At 58.3% G+C, this 21,082-nt stretch carries 21 protein-coding genes; 20 read left to right on the top strand and 1 reads right to left on the bottom strand.

Features of this window, described 5'->3' with window-relative positions; translation table 11 throughout:
• The first annotated feature begins 205 nt into the window (after positions 1-205).
• From QFZ94_RS07005 to QFZ94_RS06935, 15 genes are all read left to right on the top strand, one after another.
• Positions 206-1,348 (top strand): glycosyl hydrolase, encoded by a 1,143-nt coding sequence (locus QFZ94_RS07005; protein ID WP_429456003.1) that lies wholly within the window; start codon positions 206-208, stop codon positions 1,346-1,348.
• Between the two features lie 83 nt (positions 1,349-1,431).
• Positions 1,432-2,616 (top strand): acyl-CoA dehydrogenase family protein, encoded by a 1,185-nt coding sequence (locus tag QFZ94_RS07000; protein ID WP_429456002.1) that lies wholly within the window; start codon positions 1,432-1,434, stop codon positions 2,614-2,616.
• A 9-nt stretch (positions 2,617-2,625) separates the two neighbouring features.
• A complete protein-coding gene (locus QFZ94_RS06995) occupies positions 2,626-2,931 on the top strand; it encodes a hypothetical protein (protein ID WP_368585472.1) in 306 nt (101 codons plus the stop codon).
• A 59-nt stretch (positions 2,932-2,990) separates the two neighbouring features.
• Positions 2,991-4,244, top strand: coding sequence for a Rieske 2Fe-2S domain-containing protein (locus QFZ94_RS06990; protein WP_429456001.1), 1,254 nt, complete (start codon positions 2,991-2,993; stop codon positions 4,242-4,244).
• Positions 4,245-4,251: 7 nt separating this feature from the next.
• A complete protein-coding gene (locus QFZ94_RS06985; protein WP_429456000.1) occupies positions 4,252-5,046 on the top strand; it encodes an amidohydrolase family protein in 795 nt (264 codons plus the stop codon).
• A 26-nt stretch (positions 5,047-5,072) separates the two neighbouring features.
• A complete protein-coding gene (locus tag QFZ94_RS06980; protein ID WP_368585475.1) occupies positions 5,073-6,176 on the top strand; it encodes a zinc-dependent alcohol dehydrogenase in 1,104 nt (367 codons plus the stop codon).
• 46 nt (positions 6,177-6,222) lie between these two features.
• Positions 6,223-7,068: an amidohydrolase family protein gene (locus QFZ94_RS06975; protein ID WP_429455999.1), complete on the top strand. Its 846-nt coding sequence runs from the start codon at positions 6,223-6,225 to the stop codon at positions 7,066-7,068.
• Positions 7,069-7,309: 241 nt separating this feature from the next.
• On the top strand, positions 7,310-8,368 hold the full coding sequence (locus tag QFZ94_RS06970; RefSeq protein WP_429455998.1) for a Rieske 2Fe-2S domain-containing protein: 1,059 nt from the start codon (positions 7,310-7,312) through the stop codon (positions 8,366-8,368).
• A 35-nt stretch (positions 8,369-8,403) separates the two neighbouring features.
• Positions 8,404-9,984 (top strand): FAD-dependent oxidoreductase, encoded by a 1,581-nt coding sequence (locus QFZ94_RS06965; RefSeq protein ID WP_429455997.1) that lies wholly within the window; start codon positions 8,404-8,406, stop codon positions 9,982-9,984.
• 38 nt (positions 9,985-10,022) lie between these two features.
• Positions 10,023-11,363 carry an MFS transporter gene (locus QFZ94_RS06960; RefSeq protein ID WP_429455996.1) on the top strand — a complete coding sequence of 447 codons (1,341 nt, stop codon included), beginning with the start codon at positions 10,023-10,025 and terminating at the stop codon, positions 11,361-11,363.
• Between the two features lie 69 nt (positions 11,364-11,432).
• Complete coding sequence (locus QFZ94_RS06955) at positions 11,433-12,605, top strand: mandelate racemase/muconate lactonizing enzyme family protein (RefSeq protein WP_429455995.1); 1,173 nt, start codon at positions 11,433-11,435, stop codon at positions 12,603-12,605.
• 67 nt (positions 12,606-12,672) lie between these two features.
• A complete protein-coding gene (locus QFZ94_RS06950; protein WP_429455994.1) occupies positions 12,673-13,188 on the top strand; it encodes a hypothetical protein in 516 nt (171 codons plus the stop codon).
• Positions 13,185-13,379 (top strand): hypothetical protein, encoded by a 195-nt coding sequence (locus tag QFZ94_RS06945; protein WP_087738133.1) that lies wholly within the window; start codon positions 13,185-13,187, stop codon positions 13,377-13,379. The genes QFZ94_RS06950 and QFZ94_RS06945 overlap by 4 nt, the downstream gene beginning before the upstream one ends.
• Before the next feature lie 119 nt (positions 13,380-13,498).
• On the top strand, positions 13,499-14,035 hold the full coding sequence (locus QFZ94_RS06940) for a hypothetical protein (protein WP_246391931.1): 537 nt from the start codon (positions 13,499-13,501) through the stop codon (positions 14,033-14,035).
• A gap of 12 nt (positions 14,036-14,047) precedes the next feature.
• On the top strand, positions 14,048-14,236 hold the full coding sequence (locus tag QFZ94_RS06935; RefSeq protein ID WP_368585482.1) for a hypothetical protein: 189 nt from the start codon (positions 14,048-14,050) through the stop codon (positions 14,234-14,236).
• 511 nt (positions 14,237-14,747) lie between these two features.
• On the opposite strand, the gene QFZ94_RS06930 is transcribed toward QFZ94_RS06935, so the two are convergent.
• Entirely contained in the window at positions 14,748-16,124 is a 1,377-nt protein-coding gene (locus QFZ94_RS06930; protein WP_429455992.1) for a porin, read from the bottom strand.
• 424 nt (positions 16,125-16,548) lie between these two features.
• On the opposite strand from QFZ94_RS06930, the gene QFZ94_RS06925 reads away from it, so the two are divergent.
• The 5 genes from QFZ94_RS06925 (at position 16,549) to QFZ94_RS06905 (ending at position 20,932) form a co-directional block, all read left to right on the top strand.
• Complete coding sequence (locus tag QFZ94_RS06925) at positions 16,549-16,812, top strand: DUF4148 domain-containing protein (protein WP_368585484.1); 264 nt, start codon at positions 16,549-16,551, stop codon at positions 16,810-16,812.
• A gap of 471 nt (positions 16,813-17,283) precedes the next feature.
• Positions 17,284-17,787, top strand: coding sequence for a hypothetical protein (locus tag QFZ94_RS06920; protein ID WP_429455991.1), 504 nt, complete (start codon positions 17,284-17,286; stop codon positions 17,785-17,787).
• A 24-nt stretch (positions 17,788-17,811) separates the two neighbouring features.
• Complete coding sequence (locus QFZ94_RS06915) at positions 17,812-18,333, top strand: DoxX family membrane protein (protein WP_368585486.1); 522 nt, start codon at positions 17,812-17,814, stop codon at positions 18,331-18,333.
• Between the two features lie 167 nt (positions 18,334-18,500).
• Positions 18,501-19,481 (top strand): TRAP transporter substrate-binding protein DctP, encoded by a 981-nt coding sequence (gene dctP / locus QFZ94_RS06910; RefSeq protein WP_429455990.1) that lies wholly within the window; start codon positions 18,501-18,503, stop codon positions 19,479-19,481.
• A 95-nt stretch (positions 19,482-19,576) separates the two neighbouring features.
• The gene (locus tag QFZ94_RS06905; RefSeq protein WP_429455989.1) at positions 19,577-20,932 is read left to right on the top strand and encodes an MFS transporter; all 1,356 of its coding nucleotides are present in this window, start codon (positions 19,577-19,579) and stop codon (positions 20,930-20,932) included.
• Positions 20,933-21,082 lie beyond the last annotated feature (150 nt).

Genomic DNA, 21,082 nt, shown 5'->3' with positions numbered 1-21,082 from the left:
CTTGTTTAAGAACCTCTGACGTCAGAATCACGGGGCACCGAAAGTTCCGTCGGCCGTTTGACGCGTAATTCGTTTTTGCATATTATTTGGCCTGACCAGAAAAAAGTCAAAGCCTCTTCGGCGCAGAGTCTGGCGGAAGCTGTAGCGACTACGTTTCTGAGGAAAACAGGCGAGATCACACGGGGTATTCCCCTAGGGAGGAGAAATGATCGCAGTTCTGACCACCAACGGTGGAACCGTCACGTACGGTGAGGGTGCGGCAACAACGCTGTTGGTCGCCACTATTCGAGGCATGCTCGTGTTCGAGCGTGCCGACGCCAATGCGCCGTGGAATCTCACGCGCAAGGCGCTGGAAGATCGTCACGTGAGCGCGCTGCTCTACGTGCCGAAAGCGGGTCTATTGTTCGCGGGCGCACACGGCCAAGGCAGTCTGTCGGTCAGCAAGGACCTCGGGCTGACGTGGGAACCAGCCAACAACGGGCTCAAAAGCACGCATATCTACACGATGGCGCAGCAGGAGCGCGATGGCCGCACCGTTCTGTTCCTGGGCACGGAGCCGTCCGCGCTTTATCGCAGCGACGATCTGGGTGCCACGTGGGTCGAAATCCCCGAGATGATGACGGTGCCGGACCAGGACAAGTGGACGTTCCCGCCGCCCCCGCACATCGCGCACGTGAAGAACATCGCGTTCCATCCGGCCGAGCCGAAGACGCTCTATATCTGTATCGAACAGGGCGCGCTGCTCAAGACGGTCGATGACGGCAAGACGTGGACCGAGCCGCGTAGCTACGAATCGGAAAACGACAAGTTCTACCACGACAACCACCGCGTGCTGATTCGTCCGTCCAACCCCAGGCAGATGTTCATGTGCGGCGGCGAAGGCCTGCACTACAGCGCAGACGCAGGCGAGACGTGGGTGCACCTGATGACGCGTCAAGACCTGATCGGTTATCCCGACGCGATGTTCATCGATCCCCGCAACGAAAACGTGCTGTATCTCGGTGGCCCGGGCAACGCGCCGCGTGACTGGGGTACACGGAAGTCGGCGGATGCCACGGTTCTCAAGAGCACCGATGGTGGCGTCACCTGGGACCATATGCGTAATGGTTTGCCCAAGGAAATCATCGGCAACATCGAGGGCATGGGTCTGTATCACTGGGGCGACAGGATCATGCTCATCGCTGGTACCGCGACGGGCGAGATTTACGCGACCGAGAACGACGGCGATAGCTGGTACGCGATCTCGGAAGACGTGCCGCCGATCTCGAAGGGTGGTCACTACCGCTGGTTCCTCGATGCCAAGGAACGCATGAACGTCGAAGGTCGTTACGGCCGCAACGAACACTGACCCGGCCACAGCAGCCAAACAAAAAGCTATTCTGCGCGCCGGTTCCTCGAGCGCGGCGCAGCAAGCCCTAACAGGAGAACGCCTTGAGTCGTATTGCTAGTCACGAGGACGCCCTCGCTATCGCTCGCGGTTTGCACAACGTGATTCGTTCACGTGTCAAACAGACCGAAAGCGATCGCGTGGTGCCGAAAGAAACCATCGACGCACTACGTGAGTCGGGTCTTTTCAACATCATCACGCCGAAGTCGTTTGGTGGTTCCGAGCTGGGCTTCACGACGCTCGTCGAAGTCACGGCCGAAATCGCGTCGGCTTGCGGTTCGACCGGTTGGGTGTTCGGCGTGCTCGCCGGTCACAGCTGGATGCTGAACCTGTTCCCGTTGAAAGCACAGCAAGACGTGCTGGGCAAAGGCCACGCCCTGACGGCCACGGTGTTCCGCCTCGGCGGCACGATTACCGAAGTCGACGGTGGCTACAAACTCGTGAGCGGTGAAGGGCGCTTCTGCTCCGGTATCGATCACGTGGAGTGGGTCATCGTCGGCAATGCCGTGCAGCGCGAAGACGGGCCGCCCGAACCGCGCTTCTTCGTGATCCCGCGCTCGGATATCCAGATCGTCGATGACTGGCACACCGCGGGCCTGCGTGGCACCGGTAGCCGCACGATCAAGGTCGCCGAAGCGTTCATCCCGGCACACCGTTCGGTGTCCGTGAAGGAAATGATGACGGGCAGCGTCGAAGGCGCCGATGCCCTGCGCGCTCCGATCTACCGCATGCCGTTCCATAACGTCACGCCGTTCTCGCTGATCGGTGCGCCCCTGGGCATGGCACGCGCGGCAATCAAATCGTTCACCGAAGGTCTGGCGCCACGTCTGAAGGCAATGCCGGCTGACCAGATGGCAGAGCAGTCGGCAACGATCGAACGTCTTGCACACGCGACGGCGGATCTCGACGCTGCCTATGCGTTGATTCTCGAAGACACTCGCCGCATTGACACAGCCGAAAGCGCAAAGTCGTTGACGCCGCTCGAATGGTCGCGCATTTCCCGCGATTGGGCATATTCGGCGCAAACGGCTCGTCGCGCGGCCAACAGTCTGTTCGAAGCCGCGGGCGGCACCAGCATCTACAACGCGTCGGACCTCCAGCGCATCTGGCGCGACGTCAATTCGGCCGCGCAGCACTTCGCATTCACGTGGGACAGCGCACTGACGAGTTACGGACGTCAGGCACTCGATCTGCCGCCTTCGAACTTCGGCCCTGGTCCTAAGAAATAGGAGTTAGCAATGAACGTGGATGATCTTCATTCAATCGAGGATTACTCGCCGGAAACGCTGCGTCAGATTGTCGAACGGGTGGAGAACTCGCGCACGTTCGAACAGATGATTTATCGCGAGTCCGAGCTGGACGAAGTCTGGCGCCTGCTCGACAACGATATCGCGGCGGCTGCACGGAATGCCGCGAACTCGGCCGAAGGGCAGAACCTCGTGGCGCTGCGCAATCTGATCATCGAAGCGCACGACCTGATCGGCAACGAAAGTAACACCGTAGACGCTCGCGAACGACTGCTAAAAGCCGTCGCACTCGTTTAAGGCAGTCGGGGGATTTCGGTCTCCCACGCAAATTCATATACAAGAGACTAGGAGCAAACATGCTTTCCCGCGAAGACAACGACGTTCTGACTCAAGTAGGAAAAGGCACCCCGAACGGCGACATGATTCGTCAATTCTGGATTCCGGCGCTGCTCGCATCGGAAATTCAGGAGCCGGGTGGTGCGCCCAAGCGTGTGCGTCTGCTCGGCGAAGATCTCGTGGCGTTCCGCGACAGCGACGGCAAGGTCGGCCTGCTCGAAGAACAGTGCCCGCACCGTCGTGCCTCTCTCGCGCTGGGCGACAACTCGGAAGGCGGTCTGCGTTGTCTGTACCACGGCTGGAAGTTCGCCGTCGATGGCCAGTGCATGGACACCCCGACCGAGCCGGAAGATTCGAAGCTGTGCTCGCGCATCAAGGCGATCGCCTACCCGGTGCGTGAGGTCGCTGGCGTGATCTGGACGTACATGGGCGACCCGGCAAAGGTTCCGCAGTTCCCCGACTTCGATTTCCTGTCGTACCCGGCAGAAAAGGTCGCAGCGTTCAAGGTTCTCGAAGACTGTAACTACGCTCAAGCCGTCGAAGGCACGATCGACTCGGCACACGCGGGTGTCCTTCACCGCGAGCAGCCGTGGTCGGCGCCGGCGAAGTACGAGCACGAGCGCGATTTGCGTCCGAAGATCGAAGTCGAATACACGCTGTACGGTCTGCGCTACGCCGGCGTCCGCAATTTCCGTGAAGAAGGCAAGCTGCACGCCCGCGTCACGGAAGTGATTCTGCCGTTCTTCACGCTGATCCCGCCCGATGGCTTCGGCGTCCGCAAGAACCGCCGCATGGCCAACGCTTTCGTTCCGCGTGACAACGAATCGACGTGGCACATCCAATGGTTCTTCGACGAAACGCAGCCGGTCGATATCGAATATCGCATCCAGGAAGGCGGCCACTGGGTCGATGAAAACTTCCGCAAGGAACTCAACATCGACAACTGGTACAAGCAGGACCGCGAGGCGATGAAGACGTCGTCGATGTCCGGCATCAAGGGCATCCTGACGCAAGATCACGCGGTCAGCGAAACGCAGGGCCGCATTCTCGACCGCACGAAGGAACACCTCGGCACGTCGGACGTCGCGGTCGTGGCATGGCGTCGCCAGATGATTCGTTCGGCACGCGCGTACGCACAAAGCGGCGAGCTGCCGAGCGTGCTGACGAACACGATTCCGTGGAATCAGATTCACGCTTCGACGGTGATCTTCCCGAACGATCGCACATGGAAGGAAGAAGTGCCCCTCAACCCGGCCGTCGCTCTGAAGGCCTGAGGTTCGCATGATCGTTGATAGCCACGCTCACGTATCGCCTCATTGGTATGAGCCCGTCGAGGTGCTGCTCGATCAGATGAATGAATACGGTGTTGGTCATGCCGTGCTCACGCAGATGATTGGACAGACGGACAACCGGTATCAGCAGGAATGCGTTAAGCGATTTCCCGGCCGTCTGTCGAGCGTGGCCTGGGTCGATGTCGAGGACCCGGACGTTGCGAAGACGATCGAATCGCTGGCACGCGCTGGTGCCAGCGGTATTCGATTGAGACCATCGGCATGTCTTGACGACGGTCGCCTTCCCGAGGCCTGGCGCGGTGTTCAGGCCTCGGGATTGCCAGTGAGCTGCGTGGGATCTGCTGAAACGTTCAACGCGCCGGGCTTCATTGAATTGATCACCAAATTGCCGGGTACGACGATTGTCCTCGAGCATCTTGGCGGCACCAGTGCACCGGCTTCAACGGATGAAGCGCTGGCCCTGCGCCGTCAGGTGTTCAAACTCGCGGCGTTTCCCAATGTGATGCTGAAAGTGCCGGGTCTTGGCGAACTATTGCCTCGCGATCCGAAAACATGGCACCTGGGCCGGCCGTTTGGTGATGCTCATCCTACGCTCCTACACGAAGCAGTTGACGCGTTTGGCGCTGATCGTTTGATGTGGGGCTCTGACTTTCCCGTCGTCAGTTCACGCGAGGGATATGGTCTGGCGTTGAAACTCCCGCGTCAGGCGCTCGCTGGACTGACGAATCACGATCTCGACGCGATCTTTGGCGGCAACGCCCTGCGCGTATTTTCGAAAGCCTGAGATTGAAAAACTAGCAGGAGACAGACATGACGAAGAAGGTGTTGGCCGCGGTTAAAACGGATGTCGAGACTACCGAATTGCGCGAATTCGACTATCCGCAAGTGCGCCCAGAGACCGGCATTTTGCGCATCGAAGCCAGCGGCGTCGGAGGCAGCGATCCCGAGTTGTATCGCAAGGCAGGTCACGTTCCGGTGATCATGGGCCACGAGAACGTCGGCACGATCGAAGAGGTTGGCGAAATCGCGGCTAAACGGTGGGGCGTCAAGCCCGGCGACCGCGTGGCTCTCCACGAATACCTGCCGTGCTGGAATTGCGAGTGGTGTATGAAGGGCGATTTCCGTCTGTGCATGGAAGTCGATTTCTTCAACGTGAAGGATCGCCTGAATACCGACCGATTCGGTATGTCCACCGCCAACAAGCCGCCGCATCTGTGGGGCGGGTACGCGCAGTACATGCATATGCCGCTCAACACGGTGATGCACAAGATTCCCCAGGACCTGCCGGCCACCCACGCGACGCTGGCCGTGCCGTTCGGCAACGGCGTGCAGTGGGCGTGTCTGGACGGTGGCGCAGGCCCCGGCAAGGTCGTGCTCGTCTTCGGTCCCGGCCAGCAGGGTTTGGGCTGCGTGCTGGCGGCAAAGGCCGCGGGCTCGTACACGGTGATTCTCGCGGGTATGACGCGTGACCAGACTCGTCTCGATCTGTCGCTGCGCCTCGGCGCCGACTACGCGATCAATGTCGAAACGCAAGACCTTGAAGCCGAAGTGATGCGTATCACGAAGGGCCGCGGGGTGGACGTCGTTGTCGATACGACGGGCGATCCCAAGGGCGAAATCGTCAAGCAGGCGATCGCGCTGGCAGCGAAGGGCGCTTACCTGAGCCTGAACGGCCTGGAACAACACGTGCCGATCGGCGAGATCAAGAAACGCTATCTGACGGTGCGCGCACCGCGTGGCCGTAGCTATGCGGCCGTCGAACTCGCACTGCGCTATATCGGTTCGGGCCGCTATCCGATCGACGAGGTGTGCTCGCACACGTTCGGACTCGCACAGACACACGAAGCGATCCTGGCGACGGCCGGGCGTGGCGTCGAAGGCGCTATCCACGTCTGTGTTGATCCGTGGAAATAACGCCCTGCCGTTTGTTGATATCGAATTTTACAGAGAAGGTAACGTCATGATCGACAGTCACGCCCACCTGATTTCCACTAACGTGGAGAAGTATCCGCCGTCGCCGTTGAGCGGCACGCTCGAAGCGAACGCATTCGACAACCCGGTGACGGCCGAACGCCTGATCGACCTGCTCGACGCTTATGGTGTCGAGAAGGCGCTCGCGGTCCAGCGGGCTCACCTCTACGGCTTCCACAACGACTATGTGGTGGACTCCGCCGAGCAATATCCCGATCGTCTGCGTTCGCTGTGCATGATCGATGCACTGGCCGACAACGTGGAAGAAACCGTGCGCTACTGGGTCGGCCAACGCGGCTCGGTCGGCATTCGTTTGACGGAGCCGAACAAGGGCGCGGACTCGAGCTGGTTCGCGTCGAAAGAAGCGCTGCGTGCATGGTCGGCCGTGTCGGATCTCGGCGGCTCGGTGCGTCTGCACTTCTATCGCTGGAATCGCGTCGGCGCGCTCGAAGCGCTTCGAGACGTCGTCAAGCAATTCCCGAACACCCCGGTCATTCTCGACCACTTTTCGAACATCGTCGGCGAATCGGGTGCACCGGACTACGGCGTGGACGAAGCGCTGCTCACGTTCGTCGATTCGCCGAACGTCTATCTGCTGTACTCGATGATCAACCTCGGCAAACTGAAGGCACTCGAGCTGCCGGCAGCGCCCGTCGTCGAGCGTGTTGTCCGGTCGTTCGGCGCCGACCGGGTGATGTGGGGTTCGGACATCGCGCAGTCGAAGGGTGAGTACAAGGACATGGTTCAGTTGGCCAAGGACGCGGTGTCGTCGCTCTCTGAAGCGGATCAGCGGAAGGTCCTGCACACGACCGCCGAACGCGTGTACTTCAGCTGATATTCGCCCACCTAAATACGGCGTTCCAATAAGAAATTGCGGGACGCCGCTTCTCGCATTTAAGGGTATCCCCGAGTCTTGTCGAGCGGTGCTACAAGATAAGATAAAGAATACCGAATTGAATACTTTCGGCGGTCGAGCGCGGTGGGTCCGATCCGAGGCAACTTTGGTCGGCTGTACCGCACGGGTCAGGCAATACGCTCGATTTGTCCGTTCTCGATTCTCTCTGAGGAGACATCAAATGAAATTCCTTCGGAATTGTTGGTACATGGTTGGCTGGTCGAGCGAGTTCTCGGCTACCGACATCGTCCCGTTCACCGTGATGGACGAGCCGCTGGCGCTCTATCGCAAGGACGACGGCACCCTCGTCGCTCTGGAAGACCTGTGCCCGCATCGATTGGCGCCGCTCACGGTTGGCCGCAAGGAAGGCGACGAACTGCGCTGCATGTATCACGGCCTCAAGTTCGCTGCCGATGGTCGCTGCACCGAAATCCCGGGCCAGGAGCGCATCTCGTCGAAGGTCTGCGTGCGCAGCTATCCGATCGAAGAAAAGCACGGTGCCGCGTGGGTCTGGATGGGCGACCCGGCAAAGGCCGACGTCGCGCTGATTCCGCCGATCGAAGGTCCGGACAGCGACACGTACGCGATGGTTTGCTCGAAGTTCGTGATGAACGGCAACGCCGAACTCGTGGCCGACAACCTGCTCGATCTGTCGCACGCACCGTTCATTCACGAATCGACGTTCGGTGCGAACAACAAGGTGTCGCTGAAGGTCCAGAAGGACGGCGAGACCAAGCGCGGCACGACGGTTCTCGAACGTGGCGTGGTCGCCGACCGTTGGCACATGGGCCGTCCGACGAACCCGTATTTCGATCTGCCTTCCGACGATAACGTGGTCAGCACCTTCCTCGTGCCGGGCGTCTTCATTCTGAAGATCAACTCCTTCGCACCGGGCGTTCAAGATCGATTCGTCGACGGCAAGCCGAACGAGGAACCAATCTTCCGTCGCTGCACGTGCCAGATGATTACGCCGATCAACGATACGCAATCGATGTTCTTCTACAACTTCGGTCCGGATCATGGGCACGCCGATCTGAAGGAACACGCATTCGGAATCGCGGACGCAGCATTCGCCGAAGACAAGGCAATCATCCAAGCGCAGCAGGCAATGATCAAGAAGGTGCCGGGCCGCAAGATGATCATGCTGGCGATGGATCAGCCGGTGCTGCGTTACAACGAGATCTATGACGGCCTTCGCACGAAGGAAGAAGCCGAGCAGGCAGCAGCTCCTGCAGCCTAAGTAGCTCAACCCGCGCCGGTATGTTTAGAGAAACGATGGATAACGAAAAGATGGAAGTGAACTGGACCGAGCCCCGATGGGATGAACAGGCCGATATGGTCGTGGTCGGCTATGGCGGTGCGGGCGCAACGTTCGCGTTCGCTGCCGCCGAACAGGGCGCTGACGTGCTCATCCTCGAAAAGGGTGCGCAGGGGGGCGGCAACTCGGTCTGTGTGGCGGGTGGTCTGATCATGACCTCCGTCGATGAAGAAGAGTCTTTCAAGTATCTGAACTGGTTGTGTGCAGGCCAGACCGAGGAGAGCGTTCTTCGTCATTTCGTTGCAAGTCTCAAAGACATACCCGCGTTCCAGCACAAACTGGAATTGCCGCTCAAAGACAACCCGCAGCCGTTCTCGGCCCCGGGTTTCTTTCCCGAGTTCGCGGGCGCTCCGGGTGCCGAGAGCATCAAGGGCATGAGCGTCGTGGCCGCACCGGGCGGTGCAGGTCTCTATAACGCGATCTCGGCTCAAGCAGAGAAGGCGGGTGCGCGTGTCAAGTACAGCACGCGGGTCACGCGTCTGATTCAGCATCCGGTGACGCGCGCGATTCTCGGTGTCGAAGCCGAGCGCGAAGATGGCACGACGATCACGATTCGCGGTCGCAAGGCGACGGTGCTGGCCAGCGGTGGCTTCGAAGCGAACGAGGCCATGTGCAAGCAGTTCCTCACCGCATGCCCGATCTATTTCCTGGGTAGCCCGAATCTGACCGGCGACGGCATCCGCATGGCGCAGGAAGTCGGTGCCCAGCTGTGGCACATGAACGCCGTGGCAGGCCCGCTCAACATGGGCATCAAGACTAAGGAAGGCTACGTTTACGTCACCTACGACCTTAACAAGGTTGCAGGCTTCGGTTACAAGTCGGGCGCGTTCAAGGACGGCGGCAGTCTGCTGTGGGTGAACCGGCAGGCGAAGCGCTTCCACAACGAAACGATCGACACGTCGGTCGTTCAACACGGGTTGGCGAATCGCGACGCGTGGCTGGCAACGACGCCGGGCATTCCGGAATTCACCAACGTGCCGGCATTCCACATCTTCGACGAAAAGGTTCGGGCCGGAGGCGCGGCGATGACCACGCTGAATTCGCGCGTGCCGCCGTGGAGCCAGGACAACCTCAAGGAACTCGAAGAAGGTCTGATCACCAAGGCCGATACGCTCGAAGAACTGGCGTTGAAGTGCCAATGGCCGGAAATCCCCGGCGTGACCAAGGCAGGTCACCTCGATCCCCACGCACTTCGTGAGACCGTCGAGCGCTATAACGAGCAGTGCCGTCTGAATGCGGATCCCGAGTTCGGACGTGAGACGTTCCTGGTGCCGCTCAACGACGAGGGACCCTACTACGCGATCGGACCCATGCTGCCGACGTACCTCAATACCCATGGTGGACCGAAACATGATGCGGGGCAACGTGTTCTCGATCATCAGGACAAGCCGATTCCCGGTCTCTATGCAGTTGGGGAGTGCGGATCTTTGTGGGGCCCGTTTTACAACTCGATGGGCGATATTGCGGAGTTCATCGTATCAGGCATGACAGCGGCGAAGACCGCACTTTCCGATAGCGAGGATCGGAAGATTCGCTGATTGATTGCACGGAAAACTAAACCAGGAGACAGAGAACAATGAGTGAGACCGCACAGGTGCGAGCGACGTTCGCACCCGCCGAAGCCGCTTCGGATTCGAAAACGTCGAAGGGAGCATGGTGGATGCTCGTCATTTTGACGGCGACCTACGTGATCTCCTTCATCGATCGGGGTGCGATTTCCCTCGTCGTCGGACCGATCAAGGAAGACCTCGGAATTTCCGACCTCGAAGTCAGTTGGCTTCTCGGGCTCTCATTCATGCTGCTGTACAGCGTGCTTGGCATTCCCATGGGTGCGCTGGTCGACAAGTACGAGCGCCGGCGCCTGCTCGGTGGCGCGATCATGGCATGGTCCGCCGTCCAGGTTCTGTGCGGTTTGAGTCAGACATATGTCCAGTTGTTCGTGACGCGCGTGGGTCTCGGTGTTGGCGAGGCCGCGCTGTCGCCTGGCGCCGCGTCAATGATTCGCGATGCGTTTCCGCCGCAACGCCGCAGCCTCGCGTTCGGCATTTACAACATCGGACCGCTTCTCGGCACCGGTCTGGCTCTCGGGCTCGGCGGCTTTCTGCTGAAAGCCGCATCGGCGGGTGCATTTGCGGGCCTGCCGCTGGTTGGCGGCCTCAAACCATGGCATTTCGTGCTGCTGGTGCCCGGACTTATCGGCATTCCGTTCGCCGTGCTTCTGTGGCTCGTACGTGAGCCGGCACGCCGCGACGTCAACGCAGGCAGTGGAGTCACGTATCGTGAAGCGCTTTGTTTCGCGTGGGCCAACAAGGCCGTCTACGTTCAACTCTGGGTTGCAATCTGCTTGTACGGCATTGCGGTTGGTTCGCAAATGGCCTGGCTGCCGGAAATCATCGCGCGCACGCTGAATATCCCGCGTCCGGAGATCGGTAAGGCGTTGGGGGGTGTGGCACTGTTGGCGTCGCCTGCTGGCCTGTTGATCCTGGGTCGTATCGCTGACTGGTTGCGTGAACGCGGCATGATCGACGCACCGGTTCGCGTCGCCGCTGTCACGACGGCTATCGCTGCAATCGTCACCGCATGCTTCCCGCTGATCCACTCGATGAATGTCGGCCTGATCGCTTATTTCGTGCAGACGTTCATGTTCTCGATGTTCGCGGTAGCTGGCGGCGCAACGATGGCCAACTTCACGCCGGGCAACATGATGGGCAAACTGACGGCGGTCTACTACCTGATCACGAACCTGCTCGGTCTGGCACTCGGGCCCACCGTCGTTGCGCTCGTTGCCAAACTGTTCTCGGGTCCGAATGCACTCGGCGCTTCCTTCGTCATTTGCTATGTGATCTCGGTTGCAGTGGCAGTCATTCTGTTGATCCGTGTCTGTGGTGCGCTGCGCCGTGCGGCGGCGAATAGCTGATATCTGATATCTGATTCAGGAGTGTGCGGTGTGGGCACTCCTCTCTCGAGTTCCTACAGGGTCAATCCAGTGAAAATTACCCGCGTTGAGTGCGTTCCGGTTTCAATGCCGCTTAAGAAGCCACTGAAGCTTCCGAACGTCACGATCACCTGTCTGAATACGCTCGTGGTGCGTATTTACGCCGATAACGGTTTGGTGGGCGTCGCTGAATCTGGCGACACTTCGTCGTGGTATCGCGGCGAAAGCCAGGCCTCGATGGCGGCGATGATTTCCGATATTTTCGCTCCGCGAATCCTGCTCGGCGAAGATCCGTGCAATATCGAAAAAATCGTCGGCATGATGGGTCAGCTCGCACGCGACAATAATCAGGCGAAAGCGCTCGTCGATTGCGCGTTGCACGACCTGAAGGGGAAGGCACTCGGTCGGCCGGTTTACGATCTTCTGGGTGGCCGCACTCGCGAGTCGGTACCGTTGGGTTGGGTTCTCTCGGCCGGCGATCCGGAAAAAGTGGCAGAGGCAGCGGTCCAGGTTCGGGAGGCAGGTTTCTCGGCCTTCAAACTCAAGGTTGGACGCCATACGTTCGACAACGATGTGGCGACGGCCCGTGAAGTGCGCAAGGCACTCGGCCCGGACGCGATGATCACGCTGGACGCAAATGGGTCGTGGAATTACGAGCAGGCCCTGAAAACGGTGCGTCGTCTGGACGAATACAACCTCGCGTTTATGGAGCAGCCGCTCGCGCATCAGTACCGCGACAGCATGTCCAAACTCCGCGAGCGCGTGAACACACCGATTTACGCGGACGAGGGCGCGCAGGAACTCGGCGACCTGCGCGAGATCGCCGAACGCCGCTCGGCTGACGGCGTGATTCTGAAGATTCAAAAAGTGGGCGGTCTGCTGAAGGCACAACGATTCCTGGCCGCATGCCGGATCTACGACATCCCCGTGTTCTGCTCCACCTTGATTGGCGGCGGTATCGAGTCGGGACCAAGCACGCATTTGATGGTCTCGGATCAGTGGGCGTGCCAGTTCATGAGCGAAAGCATGGGGCCGCTGGCGGTGCATTCGGTATTCAACAGCGACGAGATTCCGGCGGGCGAAGATCTGGCAATCGGCGGTCAGCGGTTTGCTCAGGGTCGCGCATATCCGAGCGAAGGCCCGGGCTTCGGATTCGAGGTCGATGAAAAGCTACTGAACAAAATCATCACGCCGGGCGCAGCCCATCGGGTCGTTCAGGTGTAAACGGGCATTCAGCGGCTGACTCGATTCCGCCGCGTTGCGAAACTAAAGCCAACAACGGAGACATCTGATGCAAGGTATTAATTCGCCGCCGTGGAAGTACGCTGTCCTTTGGCTCAGGATATATTTCGGAGCCGATTTGCTGTGGTCGGGTTTCCGTTATATCTCCACCGGATGGGTTCCATTCATTCCGGGCACCGGAGGTGCATACGTGCAAGCGCTGGATGCGATTCACATGTTCCCGGTCGTCAAGTATATGGAATGCGTGCTCGGTATCCTGATGCTGAGCAACCGTTTCGTGCTGCTCGCTGCGATTTTCGAGTTCCCGACTTCGGTTTCGATTTTCTGGATCAATACCTTCATCGTTGCGACTCCGCGTCAATTGTTCTCGGGCCCGAATCAACTGCTGATGAATGGTCTATTGATTTTGGCCTACAGCGGCTACACGGCTTCGGTATTTAAGCCAAAACTCACGCCTCTGGCATTATGGGAAGGGTTCAAGGTCGATGTCTGGAAAGAGTCTCTCAAGTTCAAGAAAACATCTGAACCGAGCAGTGATATCGTCGGATCGGGAGAACTGCAATGAAGAGCAACCGGAACCTTTATATCGGTCTCGCCCTGTGTCTGGTCATGACGTGCTGGGTCTTCTTCGGATCGACGGGATTGGGTTACACGGAATATCGTCCTCTGCGCGCGCGTGACATGTTTGGTCTGGCAATTCCGTGGATCTGCGTCATTACTGTACTGATTCGCGATCGCCGTAAAGGCATCGTTTAAAACGGCTCTTAGGTGATGGGAAGTTTCCATCACCTTTGAGATATCCTGTCGTATTGCAATTTCCGCGGCACCATATTTCAACGTTGTACTGCAAGAACCTTTACGGAAATACCCTTCCCATGAATAGCGCGAATTCTTCCCCGTGGAAGTATGTAATCACGTGGTTGCGTCTGTATTTCGGCGCCCACCTTTTCTTCTCAGGTATCCGATTCGTGATCGACGGCTATGTGCCAATGATTCCAGGTCTCGCCGGCCAGTATGTGGCGGGAGCCGATGCGATCGGTATGTATCACTGGGTTAAGTACATGGAAGCGGTTTACGGGGCACTGCTGCTGATGAACCGTTTCGTGTTCCTGACACTGATTCTCGAGATGCCGACGACGGTCACGATTTTCTGGCTGAACACGTTTATCTCGGCGACGCCGCGTCAACTGTTCTCGGGTCCGCAAGAACTCCTGATGAACGGCATTCTGCTGCTCGCGTACAGCGGCTACATGGCGGTTTGCTTCCGTCCGACGCTCAACCCGATGTGGCTGTGGGACGGCTGGAAGGGTTTCAGCCTGAAGGGCAAAGGTGGGAGCCTGGTGGGTGTACCCGCCGTCGAACAGCAGCAAAATGTACCCGCCTTCGAACAGCGGAAAAAAGAATTGGCTTAAGGAGCACACGCGATGAAAAAGAATACCTGGATCGCAATCGCCATCTGTATCGCACTGACGCTGGCGGCCGTCGACGGCTCGACGGGTTGGGGCTGGACGGAGTACCGTCCGCTGCGTAATTTCGACTACTTCGGCCTCGGCGTCTCCTGGCTGCTCTTCATCTTCGTGCTCGTGCGCGACAAGGTCAAGGGCGAAGCATAAGGCTTCGGTCACCGCGGTTCTAGATTCAAGGAAGTCCAGGGAGAATTTTCTCTCTGGACTTTTTTTGTTTATATACGGCTTGGCGTGTCCATCTGAGTTGGGTTCAGCAGGATCGATCTGATGGTGGCGCAGGGCGCGAGTACGCATGACCCAAGTCGCAGGCGGTTCGTCTCTGATCTGTCGAGCAATGAGCTGCGACAGATATCCCAATCTCGCTTGGTTCTCCAGTGCGTTTGAAAGTCCTTAGAGAGAGGCACTCCGTCTGTTTGAACGGATGGAGAAGTACCTGCCACTGGCGACAGAAAGATGCCTGCCTGCAGAGGATTAGTAGGCTAAGTTCGAGCGCAGGCTGACGACGGCGCTGGTCCGACGCGACCGAGAACAGATCATGCAGGTGTTGATCGATGAGCGGGAGCGTATAAGCGGGACGGTCATCGACGTTTTGGTAAGCGGAGGGCTATGAATAAAAAAAGCCCGCTAGAAGCGGGCTTTTTCACAGGAGTAGGAGGGCTTAGAAGCGCGTTGCCAAACCCAGGCCGATTGCCGTGACATTGGCGTGGTAGCCGGTCGGGGCACCGAGACCACCGGGCGGGTAGATCGTTTGGTGCGCGATCCCGCTGTTCCAGAGCTTCTTGAAGAAGCCGTACAGCATTGTCGCCTTCGAGAGTTGGTACGTGTAACCGACAGCAGCCGATCGAATCGCCCAATTGCCAGTTACCGGACCGTTTGTGCTGGCATAGGTAATGTTCTGGTCGCTCAGTCCGCCGTAAGAAGCGCGAATGGTGCCGAATGGGCCGGTCGGAATCGTGACACCGGCTTGCCAGCCCTTATCGGTCTGGCCCGGATCATTCAGACGCACTTGGTACGTACCGTAGAGCGCGACGAAGTTGAAGTCATATTTCACACCCAAGACGTGTTCGTACGTATTGCGTGCAATGGTCGCTGACGGTTGCAGGCTGTGGCCGAAGCCGTAGCTCGTGAGCAACGGGCCGTTGGCGTAGGTAAGAGTCGCGAGTTGGTAGTGCGTCGCGTTCTGCAGACCTTGATTGTTGCCCCACGAATACGCTGCGGTGCCATTCAGACCCCTCCACGTCGGCGACGAATACTGGATCGTATTGTCCTGGCGAGCCGGATCTTGCAGCATGTTGAAAATCCACGGACGCGGTTCTTCGCCGCCAATCGAGCCGAGCGGCGATGCTGCTGCCAGCAGCATCGGGTCGAAGGTACCGCCCCATTCGTAGCCGGCTGTTTGCAGGCGGCCTGCAATGATCTGGCCGAAGTCGCGGCTGTCGATGCCGACGAAGGCGCGACGGCCGAACAAACGACCACTCTGGCCGGACGTGCCGTTGTTGATGTTGAAGCCGCTTTCGAGCACGGCGATCGCAGACAGACCGCCGCCCAGATCTTCCTTCGCGCGAATGCCCCAACGCGACCCACCGGCCCCGCCGCTGTTCATGCTGACGACGTGTTGACCTTCCGAGTTTCCGAAGTAGCCGACGAATGCATCGGCAACGCCATACAGCGTCACGCTGGTCTGTGCCTGTGCCATCACAGGCGCGATTGCTGCCGCAACGGCGCAGCTAACGAGCAGTTTACGCAATTCCAGTGTCTCCCACATGTCGATGTTAATTTGTAGAGTGGCCGACGTTGCGCAACGGCAAAGCGATGCACAACGGCACGCATGCAAAATAATATACGATGTTGCATATGGCTGATAGAGAATTTCAAAAATGTTGTGTTCGAGGGTATTCCCTGGATGACAGCTGAGGCTCGTTATTTTTACTTCATCGTCATTGCTTGGGATTGCAAAGGAAAAAGCGGTGGTGCAGAGCGATTCTTCAAAAGAAAAGATAAAGCACCATTGGTTGACCGAAATACCTGCTGTCACGCGTGAGCGCCGTGGGCGGAAAACTTGGCATGTCGACGCAAACGCTGCGCAACTGGTTGGTTGCAGGCGACTGAGGCCGGCATGATGAGTGGCCGCGGGCGAAGGTCATTTCGGCGGGGCAGAAGGCGCTCGCAGCCAGAAGCTTCCGGCGGGCATTCTATCGACACTTGCGGCGCGCCTCGATTTCGCGAGCTCCATCGAACGCCTCGTTCCGGCTGCGGCCCTGTCCTCGAAATTCCTCCGCTGACAGGACAGCGCCGAACGATACGCAATTAGTGATCCGTTGGTCCGCCACTTACCGCACCATATTTCTCGCCCCTGGTTTGTGCACTACGCGAGAAGTGAATATGTTTCGATTTGCCTTTCGTTTGTCAAGACAGCGCTTATACTTATCAGCGATAACCCCGATAAGAAAGGTGTTGCCATGAACCCCTTTCCGCGTGTAGCGCTCGGCGTTCTTGCCGCGGCGTGCTGCTTCGCGTCTGTTGAGGCGCTGGCCCAACCGTACGATTCGACGATGCCGCTCACCCGAGCCGCGGTGCGCGCCGACCTGATCGAATGGCGGAAGGCGGGCTACGATCAGTCCGACGACTGGTTCGACTACCCCGATAGCGCGATCCGCGCGGGCGCGATCGTGGCGCAATGGCGTGCGGCGGCCGGCACTCCAGCTGGTCAGATGGCCCAGTAGTAACATAACCGAATCACCCCAATCATCCGGCGTCGGCGCTGCAAGGGCCAATGCCGGTGGGGGATCGTGTTCGCTCGCGGATTGAATCTTCCTGTCCACCCATCCGGGTGAGGACTCAGTCAGTACGGAAGGCGGAGCATGGCAGGCTTCCGCCACCATGCCGCGTCAAGTATCGCGGCGTACAGGTTCGTCGTCTCCGACCGACTCACAGTTGGCGCACTCGTCAGCGCCAAATCCGACCTCGCCGCCCGCCGGCGCCTTCGCTTCCCGTGCATTACGCTCCGCGCGAACGAAATGCCGCATACATCAAATAGCACCTATCCGCCAACAACGGAAATAGGGAAACCCCGACGTTTACACGCGATCTTTTGGCCTATACGATTAAGTAGGCTAAATTAAATCCAAAAACGCAGGTCCTAACCATCTCAAGTCGAAGCGTTTCACTCTTCACAATGCTTTCAAGGAGGCAGGATGTCGAATAACCAAGGGGTTCTCTCCTCGGGGGGTAACGCCACGCGTGTCAACGTGTGGATGGACAGCATGACTGGACGCGTGGTCACGGCAATCGTGGGCTTCCTGTTCATCGCGCAGATCGCTCACGGTCTGCATTCGGATCCGCGTTGGCACTGGCATGCAGGCACCGGCAAACTGCCGCATGACATTGTTCAGGAGTTCATGGACCTGGCTTATACGGAGGGCAAGGGAGCCGAGGCCTACAAGACTTATTTCTCGGAAAAGGCTGTCGATAACGCGCCGAACACGATCGATCATCAGGATGGCGAACCCATTCCCCACGAGGTGAAGAAGATCATCGTCCAGGGCATGGACGTCGCGGTCTATCAGACGATCGGCGCCACCCGTGGCCAACCGGCGCAAGACGTTGTCGATGTCTACGAGATCAGCGGGTCTGGCTGGATCATTCGCCATGACCGCATTACGCAACAGAAGGCTGCGCCGGTGCAGGCTGCGAACTAAAACGGCAAAGGACGAAAGCACACTATGGACAACGATGATCGCAAAACGATGCCGCAACTCATCGGCAAAGTCATCCTGACGTTCTGCCGGCTGTATCTTGGCGGCTGGATGGTCGTCAGCGGTACCAGCTACTGGCGTACGGCTCTCGGCATGTCGCCGATCTTCCCGCAACCGTTCGGCACGCTGCCCGCGTCGAACGAGCTGCTGGTCACGATGGTTCACACGCATTTCTTCCATATCGTGAAGACGTGCGAAATTCTGGGTGGCCTTTCGCTCATTCTCGGTATCTTCGTCCCGGTCGGCCTGCTTATGCTTCTGCCGGTGTCGTTCGTCGTCTGGTACAACGCGATCGTGTTGAACCATCGCTTCGACAAGATGTTCACGCCGTACATGGGCGTTGGTTGCCTGTACATGAACCTGATTCTGATGGTCTGGTACATCAAGTATTACCTGCCGATGATGACGTTCAAAACGACGATCGGCCGCATCAGCGACTGGAAGAAGCTGCCCAAAATTTTCAAGTCGGACGCGGTTGATTTGATCTGATTTCGGATGTGAAATGAGGGATTTGGCTACGTTGCTTCGGTAACGTAGCTTTTTTTGTTTAAGTATTTGGCGATATTTCCTAAATCATGACGAAAAGATTTTCGCGTCTTAAATCGGGTTGGTCATTGAGCCGAGTTTGTGGCGATATTAGCGGTGCGATATTTGGCATGCTGTTGATCGCGCAGCCGTTGATCGCGCATGGGCAGCCTGTTCAAACGCTCACGATCATAGAGTATCGATCGCATATGTCGCCGGACCAGCCGACAATGCGTGGCATGGCCAGGTTCGCGGATATCGTGAACCGGGAGTCGCACGGTCGTCTGGCCGTGAGCGTGAGCGCGGATACAGTTCAGGGTTCGCCGGGCGAGCAGATCAAGACATTGCAGGCAGGTGGCCCGGGTGCCCCGGATTTGATGCTGCTGGTGACGCCGGCATTGCGTCACCTCGTGCCCGAATTCGAAATCATGGATCTGCCGTTTGTTGTCCGCAGCGAACGTCAGGCGCAGGCGCTGCTCGATGGTCCGTTCGGACAAGCTCTGTTGTCGCGCCTAGAGAGCCACGGCCTCACGGGTCTCGCCTGGTGGGAGAACGGCTTCCGACAGATCACGACGTCGGGCCAGCCGTTCCGGCAGGCGCTCGATCTGGCGAACCGGCCGGTTCGTGTGATCCCGGAACCCGCGTTCGTTGAGACGTTCAAGGTCTTGGGCGCTGACGTCGTGGGACTTCCGTATTCTGAGCTATACGGAGCGTTGAAGAGTGGACGCATCGTTGCAGAGGATAACTTCTATTCGCAAATCCTGGCCGGGCGCCTTTATGATGTTCAATCGGCCGTCTCGATCACGAATCACTCATATAGCGCCATTGCTGTCATTGCCAATTCGGCGGTCTGGCGGAAGTTGACAGTTCAGGATCGACATGTTTTACAACACGCTGCGATAGAAGCAGGGCGCTTTGAGCGCGACCTGATTCGAGAACAGGCGAAAGCCGATCGTGCAGAGCTTGAGCGTCGCGGTATGACGGTCTATACAGTCGCGAGCGATGAAATAGAAAAGCTGGACACCCTGACAGACCCCGTCAGACAGCAATTCTTCCGCAACTACGATCCCATAATCGTCGATATGTATCGACGTCAAATAGCGAAACGCTAGACAATCCGGTGCTTGAGAAAAATATAACTATTGGGGATGTGCGAGACTCCGCCCAGGAGTCTCGCTCTGCATCCAGGCGTACGCGACTGATCCCGATGATCGTCGCGGTACCGATGTTTTTGCAGAGTCTCGATACCTCGATATTGGGCACGGCTCTCCAGTCGATTGCCACTTCCCTGAATGTCGAGATACTTCATCTCAACTTCGCCATAACCGCGTACCTGTTGAGCCTCGCACTGTTTCTCCCGGCAAGCGGGTGGCTCACCGATAGATTCGGGACGCGGCGCGTATTCTGTTCGGCAGTCGCGATCTTCTCACTGGCATCCGCGCTATGCGGCGCGGCCACCTCGATCACTGAAATCGTTCTGTTCCGGGTCTTGCAAGGCCTCGGCGGCGCCATGATGGTGCCTGTAGGGCGCCTGATTCTGCTGCGAAGTATTCCGGCAACGCAGCTGGTCGCAGCGATGGTGTGGTTTACAGTACCGGGGACCATTGGGCGTGTGATCGGGCCACTTCTGGGTGGGCTGATCGTCACGATGGGCTCCTGGCGATGGATCTTTCTGCTCAACATTCCATTCGGTGTGTTGGGCATCCTGCTGTCGTTGAAATTTGTGCCGGATTCGCGCTCGGAAAAGTCTGGGCCGTTCGACATGACGGGATTCATTCTGATGGCGATAGGGCTTTCCGGCATCGTATGTGGTCTGGAAACCGTTGGCCGGAATTTCGTCCCTATGAGCGTAACGATTGGAATCACGGCTATTGGGGTACTGGCAATGATCGTATACGGGCTCTATAGCCGTGGACGTTTCGATGTCATTATCCCTCTCAAGATTTTTGGATATAAAGCGTTTAGCATCACGACGATCGGCGGCATTCCGCTTAGACTCGCGGTCGGCTCGGCTCCAATCTTCGTACCGCTCCTGTTGCAAGTCGGCTTGGGATTGACCCCCATTCAATCTGGCTTGATGAGCGCCTGGCTGTCTGTCGGCGCATTCGGTGTCCGTCCAATCATGGATCGTGCAATAAGGAAGTTCGGATTCAGGCCGATCATGATGTTGGGCGCTGCGATGACGGGCGCGACATTCGCTTGCTATGGATTGTTCGGACCGACGACGTCGGTTGGGCTCATGTGCTTCGTCCTTTTCGTAGCGGGGATCGTTAATTCTCTGGGGATGATAACTATGAATACGGTTGGCTATTCCGGCATCCCTGATACTTTGATGAGTAAGGCCACGGCACTTTCGACAATGATGCAGCAGACCTCGATTAGCTTTGGCGTCGCAGTCTGCGCATCATGCCTGACGATCACCGCACAGGTTCATGGGCACAGCGCGGATCATCTGGTAATCGACGATTTCCCGATGACATTTTTCGTTGTCGGGGCCTTTACCCTGCTGTCGGTCGTGGCATTCGCCGGTCTTCCCAAGGAGGAAGGCCAGGAACTGCGCTAGATTACGATAAACGATATGAGCTATTCCTTTAAGTCACACGCCAATACACATCCGGGCTCGAGCGACTACGGTCGAGACCTGGCGGATCACTTCGGTGCCTTCGATGCGGAATTTTACGACCGGCGCTTGGCCGATCAAGCAACTGAGCTG

This window comes from Paraburkholderia sp. JPY465, assembly GCF_050436725.1.
GTDB classification, from domain to species: Bacteria; Pseudomonadota; Gammaproteobacteria; order Burkholderiales; family Burkholderiaceae; genus Paraburkholderia; species Paraburkholderia youngii.
This window is presented reverse-complemented; position numbering and strand designations above follow the sequence as displayed.